Here is a 13,364-nt window from a genome sequence, read left to right on the forward strand (position 1 = left end):
CACACCAACCTGACCATGCACTGTATCTGAACCGCCGCCGCTACGTCTTAAAATTCTCGAATGTCCTTGAAATGCATCAAGCTGAACACTGCTAAATGCTCGTCCTGAATCAATCCCACGCCCTTGGTCAAGCACACGGAAAAACTCACCTCCCGTTTCAGGAAAATCAATCATTCCTGTTCCAGCGTTTACGAACTCTGGTAGAGCTTCAGCAAGTCGCCAAAAAACAGCGGTTGGTACTGAGTTGCCAAGTACGTTCAAAGTGCCTTCTGGAAATGTCATACTCATCCACGGCCATTGGGTTGAACCTGTGCGAGATTTCTTAAACGGTGTCCAGTAAAACGGCTTGGTTTCATCAATCCAACCCGTTTGACGATTTGCTGTGTTTAATGGGTCTTTACCCGCTAATGACTCAACATTGGAGTACCACTCCCAATAGTTGACTTTTCCGTTTTCGTCTTTGGTATAACAGACCTCGCCTACCGTGTAGATGCGTGTTGAGTTGTATGGGAGGAATTGAGAGATGCCAACGTGAGCAGCATCTTTGTCGTCCGCATATTTCTTGGTAGCTTCAATATCTTCATAGTCCGCATATACACTCGACAGATCAATTTTCGCTACAACATTGTCCGCATTGGAGGAATACATCTCCACTGCATAACGCACTGAATCTGTAGCCCCCTGCTCTAAGGTTGGCTTGTAATCCCCTTTACCACGGGCATAACCGTAGATGGTACCGTCTTCTAATCGAATGCCCACCTCATTGATATAAAAGCCGCCCACATCTGCAGGTAAATCACCTTTGAACACCAGTAGTGTCGGAGTGTCTTCATCAAACAGCAGTGCGCAAGGAACGGCATACTCCTCTTTGATCATGGCCGTTTGTTCACGCGGGTCTTTCTCATCCGCAAGAAAACCACTCCCAAACACCATTTCAGTGACGTTTAAACTTCGGTTAAGTTGAATCGAATTGTTTTCTGCCGCAATGCCAGCGTTGGTTAAGTAACAGCGTAAATCTGTATTTTCATCAGCCATGTTTAATTCTCACTGATTTTACGGAATAAAGTGCAACGGCTCTGGTGTTGTCCATTACATAAAGTGGAGGAACGGGTTCAGCGGCGATAACGCGAATGATGCGAGAACTTTGTAGTAGTAAACCGCGATACTTCTTCGCACCATGCCGCCTTGATAGCGTAATGTTTGATGTGTCTCGCTCGGACTTGTAAGTCATCACACGCGAGTTAATACGCTGAGAGATTTCAGCGGTTAATGGCTGTTCGTCCAGCCTACCTTCAACACTTATCGAATAGGGTTGTTCGCCACGCACGACCGAAGAAGTAAACCCCAATGCTTCCAGTGCCCTTTTAAGCCCGTATCGAGTGCCTGCTTTGCTGTGAATGGCAAATGCATTCGCGGTTGTCTTACGCTGCTGGGCTTTTGAATCACTCGGTTGCCAGTCCGCTACACCACGTTCTGCAGCGAGCAGTACCACAAACTCATCAGGGGTTAACTCAGGATTTTTCAGATCAGGGTAAGGGTTCGCTTGATGCGCCAGAACCTGATCCCAGGCATATTCCAGTGCTTCTTCAATAAGGGTTCGACTTTCAGGCTGAGCACTAACAAAGCCGTTATTCTGCTCGGACATTAACAATCACCTCCGCGCAGTGTGGCGCTTCATCCCAAGCGCACACGACATCTTCAGCCGGTTGCAACACCTTCACGCGCTTAACACCTAGTTCATAAAACTCATGCCCGATTTCTTCGCGGTCAATTACTTCTTCAAACCGGTGCTTGCGCTCGGCAAAGCCTTCACCCGCAGCAACCGCAACAGCTTCAGTCACATGGTTGTTTGGGTTCGCGCCTGTATACAAGTCGACTTCAATCACGTACGGCTTAATTGTTGCCGCTTTCACCGTAACTTCATCGCTCTCCTGAGCAATGTCATCACGGTTTAAATACTTCTGAGCCCGGGCAATTAACTCGGAACTCGGTGTACCGTCTTCACTTTCACGGCTGAGAATGGCAACACTCACTTTGCCTGAATTCGCTGCGGTCATGCGTGCTGCTGCGTCTTTAACCAGAGCCGTTTTCGTGTCTTCCGGGAAGGTATAACGGACAACGACCGCGCCATCTTCCGAGTCAACCGTGATCGTCGGCCGCTCGTCCAAAGTCAAAGCATGGAACTTATAGCCTAAGCGCGTTCCCGTGGTGTGAAACTGATACGCAGCCAAATCGAAACGTCTTAGCAAATCTTCATCGGATTCCATCACCGCCGCTTTGGGCGGAAATACCGAGGTATCCGCAGCTTTTAGCGTTTGACGTTTCAAGCTGTACTGCAGTGCCAGCAAATCCACCATGTCAGACTCGGTGACATACTTGCGAAACATCTGTAGCGCCCAGTAGTTTTTCTCACGAGTGTCGGCAATGTATTTCAAGATCAGTGCTTGAAGCACTTGAGCTAAAAGCTCGCTGTCATTGGTGAGAGCTTCCTGTAAATATTCAGCTTTCTCTTCGTCGCTATCCGCGCAATAAGTCACGGCATAGTCAACGTACTCCGCGAGCAGTGTTTCAAAATCCGGTTCCAAAAATGCCTGAGGCTTAGTCGTCATAAAGGTACGCTCGTGGTTACTTGCTCACCTTGCCAACTACCGACCACAGCCACGGCAAAACCTGTTGCCGTGGCAACGGCCTGACACTGGCTAACAGTAAGCCCTGTCAGGCCATTTTGCTCATTGGTGAGTGCTTCAATGGAAAGGTTCTGGATGATCATCGCTTCAGCAGGGCTTTGATTCTTTCCCAAACGGCCAACAGCCCGATTACCGAAGGTTCTGCGCTTAATGCGTGAAGTCACTTGAGTGGTTAACACTCGCCTGATTCGGCATGTCAGTGCATCAATGCCGGTTACCGTAAGTCCGGTGTCTTGGTTAATCGCTATCATGACATCATCGCCTGACTGGTTGGGCGGTTCTCATCGTCGTAATGGAAGTGAAGTTTCACACTGTAGCCATCCACAACCACATCGCCGTTCGTAATGTTCATGCCGCCTTCGAATATCGCAGCCCCACCGCCAACTCCACCAGAAACTGCAAACGCCCCCTGATGGTTGAACATGCCCGTATTAATGAAGCTGCCCGTGAAAATGCTGTCGCCGGTTCGATTGGTATTACCTGTATGTTCCTGATTACCGATATGAGTTAAGTCAGCAGTCAAGAACATGCCGCCCGGGTAGTCACAAGTCATAGAGCCAGCATCGAGGTCATAAACCTCTTTCATGCCGCCACCGTAATCGGTCATCACTTCGTTTTCTTTGAGCGTAGGAAACGGATACAGGTTGGAACGCAGCCCCATCAACGCCACGGCATTATTCAGGTTATCGCCACTTCCGAGGTTAATCAGAATGCACTGCTCACCCACACTAGGGCGGCGGTAGTGTTTTACCCGCCCTGCTGCAGGTACAAAAAAAGGAGCGCCTTTTGCCAGGTTCGCTCCAGTCTGAACATCAACAGTATCAGCATTGGCCTGTGCGACCGTTCCTAATCGAATGATGTTCTCCAATCGGCGGTTGGTACTCGCCAACTCTTCAGTCAACCATTCAACCTGCTTCTGCAGTGCTGCCATTCGCTTGAGTAATTCCATCCAGTTCCGTCCCGTCAATGTCCAAGTAGGTTTCTTCAACTGGCCCCATACGAACACGCTGGCGCATGGTCAACGTTCGAGTCAGCACCCCCATCTGAGGATCAAAGCGGCTGGGAAGATTAGACACAATTTCAGCATCTTCCACGTCTTCATAAGCACCGAAACGTTGCTTAAGCAGCTCGCGTTCAAGGCGTGTCGAAGCATCCAACGCCTCAAGATCAAAGCCGCTTCTGTTGGTAGGCACTTCAATCAGAAAACGGAGCTCTATATCGTGAGCTTTTCGGCCATCGTTGGAATATTCATTTATCGGTTCAACTTCACCAACGACATAGCTGATCCTCGTATCTTCCAGTGGGCGCGGGCTTCGCACATAAGTAGAACCAATCTCGATACTGAGCGCCTGCTCAAGGTGTTCGATGACCTTAGCGACCCACTCACGCGGCGCGCGAAAGAACGTTTCTGAACTCACGATGGAAGAAATCCTCAAACTTGCGGTTAATGTCAGGTAGGTAGTTATTGATGATGTTTTCGGTATCTTCGGAAATGTCCACCGTCACCATTTCAATACTGCTGCGCGCTTTGCCTGTTCTGCGAAACACCAAAGGCTGATCACTTCGCATCTGTGAAATAAACGCGCCTTCATAGAACTCACTGCCCACCCGAACACCTAACTTGTTTTGAATAGGTTTACCTGTGCGGTGAACTCCAATCTCGTTTACTCCTATCCAGAGCTTAGAAATCTTGCCGTTCTTATAGGTACGAAAACGTGATTGCAGGGCCTTGTTATCAATATGAAGTTCATAACCGAGCTCTGCCATCGTCACTGTTCTTAACCATCGATTGGTTAAGGTAGCAGCTCGCTGTACAGCCTTAGGAACCTCTTTTCCAAACGCTTCATATCTGCGAATAAAATCGGTATCCAGCAACATTCGGTTGTTATTGGTTAGCATACTCCGACCAGCCATCTGCACGCGCTCCATTACCTTTTCGAATCATCACGTATTCACGGGTGATCTGGCTGTCAGTACCATTCCCAGTAACGGGCAACTTGTAAACCAAAATATAGCCGTTACCTTCGTATGTGGTACTGCACTCTTCTGGCAACGATTCATTGGTCAATAATCGATGAACCACATGCTCACCGCGCTTCGCTTGTTTGATGTAACCGTTTATCTCTCGCTGATCGCCTTCTAAAGTGGTTATCAAAATGGGATAGCCAAAGCAATCCGCGATAGATGCCCGAAGTAACCCTCGGGCAGATTCAAATAAGCTACTCATGTTTAAGGGGCAGGCACGAACTCGGTGATCACATCACCAAGCAGCAACACACCGCCATCCATGAACACGCCAACAGCTTGTGCAACAGCACCTTCTGCAGTTGGCTTAGTTTTCGTGAATTCACTCGCTTCGTAGTACGCGGCTTCACAAGTGAAGGCCGGAGCATCACCCTCTTTGATTGGCCCATCAAAATGGCCATCAATATGACACGTCACCGTCACGCCAACTTCTACCGATTGAGTGGGCACGACCACCAAAGCACCAACCAGAGCAGGAACATCTTTCACCAAACCGCCAGCTGGAGCGACTACCGCAATTTTTTTACCATCGCTATAACGCATAGTTTTCACCATAAAAAAGGGCGAGCATCTGCTCACCCATATCAACCAAGTAACCTATACCAGGTTACGCAAATGTCGCTTTCGCAATGCCACGGCGATCCAACACTTTCGACGTAATGTCGTAAGTAATGCGGAACTTCGCACCGTCACTGGTCCAGCCGTCGCCTGTTTCCAACCACGGGTCTTGCTGACCATCAAGGAAGCCCATCACCACCGTGTCGAAGTCTTTCGCCGTTAAACCAATCGCACCTTTAATGTCAGCAACACGGGCGGTCTCAATTACCTTGTTGAACTTCTTATAGGCAGGGTTGAAGCTGTCCGGTTTAGATGCCGTATTCAACACGGCTTCCAACATAGAAGCATGATCGGGGCTGGCAATCAGGAATTCACCACGCAGGTCCAACGCATCACCACCGCCATCTTTTGAACCATCAAAAGGAACAGAGGTGGCTGTCGCGAAAATTTTGTGCAACGCCATGATCAAAGCCTGATAATCACCCGCGGCAACACCTGTTTTTAAGTTGCCCCACTTATCGGCGCTGGGTGGAGCTAAGAAGATATCTTTACCATCACCCATCTTGCCGCTCAGGATAGCGTTAAACATCAGCTTGTCCGACAGGCGGTAACCTGCCTGCATGAACTTACGTGGCACTTTGGCGATCAAACCGATTTCGTCATTGATGATGGCCTGACGGGTAAACTGAATCGCACGGCCAAAGGTTGCCAACTGAATGCGCTCGCCGCTGCCTTTTAAGATTGCCGCTTTGTATTCACCATCCTCACCAATCGACATTAGGTCCGGCGAGTCATTCACCATCACCAATTCCGTTTCTCGGAAATCACTGAGGTTTTCGGTATTCGCCAGTTCTTTCCACAATGGCGCACGCACTTTGGCTTCGTCGCGCATTACGGTGCGAATACTCTCGGTAATGATGTCGCCGAAATCACCTGAGTTAAACGCGCGGTTGACCAGCTCATTTTTGCTCATGGCAGATCCCGCGTTCACACCCAATGCAGCACGCGCCATGTTCAGTAACGATTCATGGCCAAAGCTGTTGTCTTTTTCCAGCTCGCCAACACCTGCCCGGGCATTCAGTGCATTCTGCAGTTCATCTTTGACGTGGTCACCGTTGCCCAAACGCAGGTGAGTAGCGGTAAGATTCGCTTTAGTACCCGCACTGCTTTGATCGCCCAGCACATTCAGCAACTGCTCGCTGGCAGTTTCAATGGTAATGTTCGGGTTGCTCAGAACCTGATTCGTCAGCTCATCACTCAGGTTCAAGCTTTTGCATAGGTTACGCAGGTTTTCTTTCTCGTTACCCATGTTTTGTAGAATCTTAGAGGACGCTTGTTCTACGGTACATTCCGTATCACCAAGCAATTGGTTCGTCAGCTCGTCGCCCACGTTATGCTTTGCGCACAAAGCGCGAATATCCTGCTGGCGTTTAGCTTCTGCTTTCACTGCATTTTGCAGTTCTTCAGGGGTTAGTGGTTTCGGCATATCGCTTACCTGTTCGTCTAAATGGTTTTGTAAATGATTAGGGTCGGCGTCTGCCGCCTGTTGCTGTTTGTCTTCACCGTCTTTATCTGGCTTCACATTCAAACCGTTGATCAGTGAATCGGGGACATTTTTGAAGTTCGATATTTCCTGAATATCTTCTTCACTGAAGCAGTTGGTGAGATCGACAGGGTCGACCACTTCATCAACCAGCCCCCATTCAAGGGCTTTTTCTGCGGTGAACCACGTTTCCTTCTTCATGGCTTCTAAAAAGTCATCTAACGTTTTCTTGCCATCAGCGCGATCAACGTATTCCTGAGAGATGAGATCTCGCGAGTTATTCCACTGCTGCAGCGCAGCTTCTAAATCTTCGTCTTCCCCCCACGCACCAATTTGTGGGTTGTGAATCATCATCGTGGTATTGGCTGGCATTTGGCGCACATCACAAGCACTCAGAACATAAGTGCCGATAGACGCCACAAGTCCATCCACCACACCCGTTGTTTTGCCCTTATGAGCTTTCAGCGCGTTATGAATGGCAATGCCTTCGTACACGCCACCACCGCGGGTATGAATATGAACTTTGATGTCCTTATTCCCAATGGCCTGCAGCGCAGCGACAAGATCAAGGGCAGCAATGTCGTAACTACCAATAATGCCGTGAATGTAGAGTTGCGCTGGCTTGTCTTCGGCTTCGTTGGTTAACGTGTACCAGCGTTTATCAGTTGGTTTAGGCATCGAGTGTTCCCTCGCCGTCTTTGTTGGTGGTGATCGTATCGGCAGACGCAATGTTGTGAGCCGGGTCAGCGGTACTGACGATGCCCATGTCATTAAGCTGCTTGCGCTCTGCCTGAATTTCTTTGCGGGTAGAAAGCGGGTTAATGTTGCGTTCACGCTGAGCCTGACTGAGCGAAAACAAGCTCAGGCGAGTCCCTTTCTCAATCCCTTCCATCTCTTTCTTCGGATCAATCCAGGGCATCACCGGAGCCTGATAAATCGCGTTAAAGAGGCTGTTTGCGTCGACATCCGGCGGCAGCTTCAACTCGCCGCTGATAAGCGCCATCGCCAATGCACGACGATACTGCGGACGGGTCCAGCTCAGTACAAACTTGCGTTGCAACACTCGATACCGGGCGTATGAATCCACCAATTCCTGACGATTCGAAGAATATGCACCGTCATAGTTACGGGTTACCGATGAGTTATTCACCCCGACAGCGCTGCTGACCAGCTTTTGCTGTGAGCTGCGGAATGGATTACTCATCGACTCTTTACGGTTCGATTCCACCACACCGGCATCTTCACCGGGCGCCAGTTCAAACGAGTTGCCCATCCCCAAAAAGATGTCATCACTGCGTTCAAACTCGTTGTCACCCACATTCACTTCACGCTTGATGTAATAAGCAAAACGGGAAGCGATTTCGGCACTCACCATTTCAGACTGATCGTAACTTTCCAAACGGCCGATTAAATCCAACACCGAATGAAGAATGGAAACCCCACGGTTCTGATGAAGCCTGCGCGTGAATTTGAGGTGACAAATAAACTCAGCGTCCACCTCCGTGAATGCAAAACCATTCGCATCTTTCTGAATCAGATAGCTGACCGCTTGCCCTAACACATTGCGCTTAATCCCCTCCATCAAACCGCCTTCAGGTTCCGTAATGTGGCGGGGGACGTATTGCGGCTCAAACGCCTGAATCGCAAATGGAGTTGTTGATGGGTAGATAAGCTCGGGATGCTTCCCCATATACATGCGCCCGAACACTTCCCCATCACGCAACCAGGTGCGGCACGCCAACCATTCGGTTTCGCTGCGCGACGTTTCCTTATCAATATTTTGCGCCAGCGAATGCAGTTCCCACCACTTGGCGATGGCCTGCGCAAATTCAATGTGGACTTCACCTTGATGAGTGAGCGGCTGCGGCTCCACCATAATCCCGTTCGGCCCCACAACGTTGGCGCACAGTTCGTCGAGAATTGCCGTCACAAACGGATTGTTTTCATCGCCATGTCGGGCACGTTCGTAAATGGATTTCGCGCCTTTGTTCAGCTCGTTTGGTGATGATTTAGAGAATTGACGCTTTTGCTTCGTTTTGGGATCTTGAGGAAGAGCTGCGGTGTATTTGTTAAGAAGTGATCGGTCATAGAGTCGTTTTAATCCCTTCTCAGGGCTAAATACTGCCACGACTCTGTCGACTAGGTTTAACCGTCTATTCAAGGTAGTTTCTCCTAATCATTCTTCGCCGCCCGCCATTCACTTCCAACGCAATCAACGTGCTCAAGCGTTGAATTTCCGCTCGGACGGTAGAAAGGCTCGCCAGTGTCAAACGCTCACCTTCGGCGGTGACCACTTCCTGCTGCTTTAAGATCTTCTGCTCTGCCTCGATATACCAGGTAAGGCGCTCACGATTGGTGGGTAATGCTGTCATCCGAAAATGCCTTTTGAATGGTTGTATCGTCGCTTAGGTTTACGCTCGAACTCAGGCGTGACGTCGGCATCAACAACATTGCTGTTGAGCTGCCAGTGTGTCGCCCATAGTGGCGGGTTGTCCCAGTTAATCGTGTCGCCACCTAACTGGTGCATGCCTGCTTCGGCATAACTGCACAGATCGAGCGTTTCGTTAGAAGTATTCGGCGGGCAAACCCAGTTACCTTTATCGTCGATGTACTCCGCGGTCAGTTCTTCGTACCACTCACGCTTGGCCCATTTGGGCAAATGAAAGTACCGAGAGCCGAATTCCAAACGGGAATAGCTCGCCGCCACTCGGTTTTTCAACCGATTGGTATGCAGAAGTAACAAAGGAATTTCACCGTGCGCCAATTTGCTTCGCTTGTCAGGGTGGCTTTCTTTCACCAGCGAATCCATATCGCGGCTTGCCCCTTTCACCAAACGGAACAAATGCGATAAACCTTTTGGCTTTAAGCGGTTGTAGAACTGGTAAGCAAAGTCTGTGACTGAGGTTTTCTTACCGTCTTTTTCGCCACTCGATCCGCCAGAGTCACACAAGGTAAGAACGGGTTTCATCACGCGCCCTGTACCATCGGCTAGCGGATACGTTTTCTTGATCACCTGTTCAATCAGCAAATCCCAGTCTTCGGAATACACCGCCGGGTTCACACGTTCGTTATTGCGGTTTGGGTTGGTCAGAATTTCAAAGCGGTCAATCACCCAACGTTGCAGGCCGACACCAAACACCTGAGCCTGAACAACAAAGCGCGCATTTTTGCTACCGCCCTGAACGTCGATGCTCATAACGAGGAAACGACCATCTGCAGGAACAACGCCGCGCGGATAGTCCACCGCTTTTTCCATCAGCTCATGGGCGCCAATATCGTTGCTTTGAGTTTGAAGAATGTACGGTCTGCCAATATCAACGTTGTAAAACGACATCAGCTTGTTCTCATCACCCGTCGTATGAAACTGTCGTTGAGCCGCCAAATAGAGGCGAACTAACTCGTCCCAACTTTGATAAGTTGCCGCCACGCCTTCAAACCAAAAGGTTGCCCATTTCGACTGCCTTATGTGGCTTTCATCGACGACTTCTTCACCGTACTGATCAATTGCGCCTTCGCGGAACCATCGACCTTCCAAGTTCTTGGCCTGTTTCTGATTTTCGCCGATGATGTGCGTGCAACGTGGACACTTAACGTGGGCCGTTTTAGACATCTCGATATCGTTATCAAGCGAGTCATCCCAATGCAGCACCTCAAACACAGGCATAAACCAGTGTTCACAATCATCACACAACCAATAAAATCGACGTCTGTCACCTTGGTTGTAGATTTCTGCGATTCCCCCACATGGCTGCGCTTCGTGCGCTCCTAACTTTTCTTCTGGTAACGGGTTTCGAACCAAACGACCAGGAGAACTTTCTGCCATCGCCATACCCGACGATTTTGCATTTTGAACACGCTTTCGCATTAGGGAGAATTTATCCCCTTCCTGCCCGATTCCATCATCATCACGGTCATAGTCAGAACACGCGACATAGCGATAAGTTTCTGCCGACAGACTGGTTTCGGTAGCCGAATCCAAGTTGAGATTCATTCCATTCAGGAAGTGTTTGTACGTCAGCGTATCGTCTGACTTTCTGCCGGTTCTGAGCTTGGCGATCCCTTTTGTCGCTGAAAAGCAACGTGCAAGGTCTTTTTTCGCCATGCTTTCTGCTTTCTTTTTCGTAGAGTAGATCAGCAACATATCACCCGGTGATTGGGTGAGAGCGTAGTTAATCCACCCTTCAACCAATGCTTTTGTTTTGCCGCTACGTGCTGGCCCCATTAACGCGACAACGTCATAGATTCGACGCGGCAAGCTGTTCATTGGCTCTCGCATATATGGCACTTGAGACGATAAGAACTTGGTGACGTCCGTACCGTTAGAGATCCACAACTCATCATCGGCAGCTTCTACTGGGGTTTTATCTTCTGGACGACAAAGGTAGGCCAGCTTTCTGCGAATGGAAGCCGCATCAGCAAACTTAACGCCTAAGCAATCATCAAACTTGTTCAAGCTCATCAGTCACCGCCTGTAGATCAAAATTAAATAGCCTTTCCAACTCTTCAAGCTGCTGCGGGGTAATCGTTGAAACTGCTGTTTCTACACGAGTAATCGCCGTTGTTTTAAAACCCTTAATGGCCGTGATACAGCGCCCCAGCTCACTTTCAAAATCGGTAACATCGACCACCTCTTCGGTGTCTTTCATAAACTTGAGCTTTTCGCCTTGCGCCTGAATGTAAGCGCGAAACTCAGCAGCCGTTTTGAACCCCATCAAATCAGGCGCATCACTTTCTTTCACTGGTGCTTGCGTGAGATAAGGCGCAACCTGCACCACATCGTAGAGTGGCGTTGAACCTTTAAAGGCAACAGGCTCGATACCTGCCGCTTTCAATTTTTTTCGGATCGTTGACCTGTGGTAATCAAACAATTCCAGTTCTGTCAGATTCCAGAGGCGTTTCTCATTGTTCATCATTACCTCGTTGGTTATCCCGACTCTCCGAGTGGTCACGCCGCTTGTTCGCCTTAGGCTGACGTTGCCGTTAATGAGAGGTGTCCCCACCTGACTTGTGCCTTATTGAATTTTCACTTGCGCTCACACGAAGGAGTAAGCAATCGGTCAGATTGCTCCATGGTCATAGCTAACAAAGAAAACAGCGAGGCACCCGCGCTAACCGTTGGTTATTGAATAGGGCCACCACCGTAAGCACGTAACACAATGGCCTAAGCCTGCAGAAGCTCGACGACTTCTAATAAGAGATACTTTTTTGCTTTTGGTGGTGAAAGAAAGCCGGGCTAAAACCCAGCGATATTCGACATGTAATCGGCTAACCGATCAAAGAGAGTTATTTTTCAATGCTTCCATACGAGCAGCATGGAACTCAGCATCTTGTGCCGTTCGCCGCTTGTACATTCGCCACTGCATAAAAGACAGAATGACGGTAGAAAGCACACCAATTAACAAAGCAATATTAGAAAGCGACAAATAGCCACCAATCGCGGTAGAAACACTCGCGACATAGCTAGAAGCTGATACTGATTTATCCATAGAAGCCTGATTCATCATTGGTTACCTCGCCGTAACGAGTGGTTGAGCGACACATTCAACAGGCAGCGCTTTTACATATTCTTGCAAGCCGGTTAACTGCTTAATGACTAGTTCGTGTTGGTTTCGGAGACGGAAATAAGCTCGTTCAGCGTTTGCGGTAAGTTGGGCGGTTCGCTCATCATCCATGCTGGCGGCGCCGGGCTTTGCGGACACTGCGGGACAACGGGCATTGACGAGCAGCCGCTTAGCACCAGCAGCCACATCACGCTCAAGCCGTTCAATTTGCGCTTTAGCATCATTCAGTTCCTTGGTTTTGGTTTCAGATATCAAAGCCACTTCTGCGTTATTCCGCTTCATGGTTTCAATAGTGGAAGCATGGGATTCAGAAAGCTTCGTTGATTCATCCAGCTTCAGCTCTAAGCTGCTAATCCGGGATTTCTGAATAAAGAACATCGCCACCAGGAACGCGACCAACACAACACCGATTAACTTGGCATTCATACCGTTCTCGCATAGCCGCACACGGCTTGTTCTATTTCGCGCCGGTTCATCAACCCTTTCCAAGGCTGACCGCCCGCAAACACCCAACGGGTCATTTCATCACAAGCTCCGTTGAGATCACCCAAGTTCAACTTCTTAAGTAAGGTAGAACGAATAAACGCCCCTGCCCCAGTGTTGTATGCAAAAGAATACAAAGCGGCTCTTTGGGTAACAGAAACCGTGATTTGAATATGTGGGTCGATAAGCCCTGCAATATATTTGAGGTCTTTATCAAGCAGTGCCTTACACTCTGCTTCGGAATAGGTTTTATCTTTGATGATGTCATCGCCTGTATGCCCGTAACAAACGGTCAGTACACCTGCGACATCGTAATAAGGTTTGTAACGCACACCTTCTAAATCCATCAGCATTGCGCTTGCAATAGAGAGTGCTGCTGTGGAAATTGCCGCCACAACACGGACAGATAACTTACTCACTCGCTCACCTCCAAGACATAAAAAAAGCGCCCCGAAAGGCGCTTAAAAATAGGATTCCAGAATTGTGCAATTGCCAGAAACGCAAAAG

General features: G+C 49.1%; 17 protein-coding genes. All 17 read right to left on the reverse strand.

The genetic code is table 11. The features are described from left to right. Positions 1-1,035: phage tail protein (locus tag JIG40_RS13650; RefSeq protein WP_199465498.1), on the reverse strand; the 1,035-nt coding region annotated here is incomplete at its 3' end. Then, the gene (locus tag JIG40_RS13655; protein ID WP_199465499.1) at positions 1,028-1,645 is read right to left on the reverse strand and encodes a phage tail protein I; all 618 of its coding nucleotides are present in this window, start codon (positions 1,643-1,645) and stop codon (positions 1,028-1,030) included. The genes JIG40_RS13655 and JIG40_RS13650, both read right to left, overlap by 8 nt. Continuing rightward, positions 1,629-2,609, reverse strand: a complete 981-nt coding sequence (locus JIG40_RS13660) for a baseplate J/gp47 family protein (protein WP_020327548.1) — start codon at positions 2,607-2,609, stop codon at positions 1,629-1,631. The genes JIG40_RS13655 and JIG40_RS13660 overlap by 17 nt, the downstream gene beginning before the upstream one ends. Next, positions 2,606-2,938, reverse strand: a complete 333-nt coding sequence (locus tag JIG40_RS13665; RefSeq protein WP_199465500.1) for a phage baseplate protein — start codon at positions 2,936-2,938, stop codon at positions 2,606-2,608. The genes JIG40_RS13660 and JIG40_RS13665 overlap by 4 nt, the downstream gene beginning before the upstream one ends. Then, entirely contained in the window at positions 2,935-3,636 is a 702-nt protein-coding gene (locus JIG40_RS13670; RefSeq protein ID WP_244662676.1) for a phage baseplate assembly protein V, read from the reverse strand. The genes JIG40_RS13665 and JIG40_RS13670 overlap by 4 nt, the downstream gene beginning before the upstream one ends. Then, the gene (locus JIG40_RS13675) at positions 3,593-4,105 is read right to left on the reverse strand and encodes a hypothetical protein (protein WP_199465501.1); all 513 of its coding nucleotides are present in this window, start codon (positions 4,103-4,105) and stop codon (positions 3,593-3,595) included. Before JIG40_RS13675 ends, JIG40_RS13670 begins: the two co-directional genes overlap by 44 nt. Then, positions 4,071-4,601, reverse strand: coding sequence for a phage tail protein (locus JIG40_RS13680; protein ID WP_199465502.1), 531 nt, complete (start codon positions 4,599-4,601; stop codon positions 4,071-4,073). The genes JIG40_RS13675 and JIG40_RS13680 overlap by 35 nt, the downstream gene beginning before the upstream one ends. Next, the gene (locus JIG40_RS13685) at positions 4,573-4,842 is read right to left on the reverse strand and encodes a hypothetical protein (RefSeq protein WP_244662677.1); all 270 of its coding nucleotides are present in this window, start codon (positions 4,840-4,842) and stop codon (positions 4,573-4,575) included. Before JIG40_RS13685 ends, JIG40_RS13680 begins: the two co-directional genes overlap by 29 nt. 74 nt (positions 4,843-4,916) lie before the next feature. Further along, entirely contained in the window at positions 4,917-5,255 is a 339-nt protein-coding gene (locus JIG40_RS13690) for a hypothetical protein (RefSeq protein ID WP_199465504.1), read from the reverse strand. A gap of 64 nt (positions 5,256-5,319) precedes the next feature. Next, a complete protein-coding gene (locus JIG40_RS13695; RefSeq protein ID WP_199465505.1) occupies positions 5,320-7,491 on the reverse strand; it encodes a head maturation protease, ClpP-related in 2,172 nt (723 codons plus the stop codon). Then, entirely contained in the window at positions 7,484-8,974 is a 1,491-nt protein-coding gene (locus JIG40_RS13700) for a phage portal protein (RefSeq protein WP_038126960.1), read from the reverse strand. Before JIG40_RS13700 ends, JIG40_RS13695 begins: the two co-directional genes overlap by 8 nt. After that, entirely contained in the window at positions 8,967-9,185 is a 219-nt protein-coding gene (locus JIG40_RS13705) for a hypothetical protein (protein ID WP_199465506.1), read from the reverse strand. Before JIG40_RS13705 ends, JIG40_RS13700 begins: the two co-directional genes overlap by 8 nt. After that, positions 9,182-11,272, reverse strand: coding sequence for a terminase gpA endonuclease subunit (locus JIG40_RS13710; protein WP_199465507.1), 2,091 nt, complete (start codon positions 11,270-11,272; stop codon positions 9,182-9,184). Before JIG40_RS13710 ends, JIG40_RS13705 begins: the two co-directional genes overlap by 4 nt. Continuing rightward, positions 11,253-11,723, reverse strand: a complete 471-nt coding sequence (locus tag JIG40_RS13715) for a hypothetical protein (protein ID WP_020327561.1) — start codon at positions 11,721-11,723, stop codon at positions 11,253-11,255. The genes JIG40_RS13710 and JIG40_RS13715 overlap by 20 nt, the downstream gene beginning before the upstream one ends. Positions 11,724-12,086: 363 nt before the next feature. Next, the gene (locus JIG40_RS13720) at positions 12,087-12,314 is read right to left on the reverse strand and encodes an HP1 family phage holin (protein WP_038126964.1); all 228 of its coding nucleotides are present in this window, start codon (positions 12,312-12,314) and stop codon (positions 12,087-12,089) included. A gap of 6 nt (positions 12,315-12,320) precedes the next feature. Continuing rightward, positions 12,321-12,800, reverse strand: coding sequence for a lysis protein (locus JIG40_RS13725; RefSeq protein WP_199465508.1), 480 nt, complete (start codon positions 12,798-12,800; stop codon positions 12,321-12,323). Continuing rightward, positions 12,797-13,276, reverse strand: a complete 480-nt coding sequence (locus tag JIG40_RS13730) for a lysozyme (protein ID WP_348541340.1) — start codon at positions 13,274-13,276, stop codon at positions 12,797-12,799. The genes JIG40_RS13725 and JIG40_RS13730 overlap by 4 nt, the downstream gene beginning before the upstream one ends. Between the last annotated feature and the right edge of the window lie 88 nt (positions 13,277-13,364).

Origin of the sequence: Vibrio sp. bablab_jr001 (assembly GCF_016464285.1) — a bacterium.
GTDB lineage: Bacteria > Pseudomonadota > Gammaproteobacteria > Enterobacterales > Vibrionaceae > Vibrio > Vibrio fluvialis.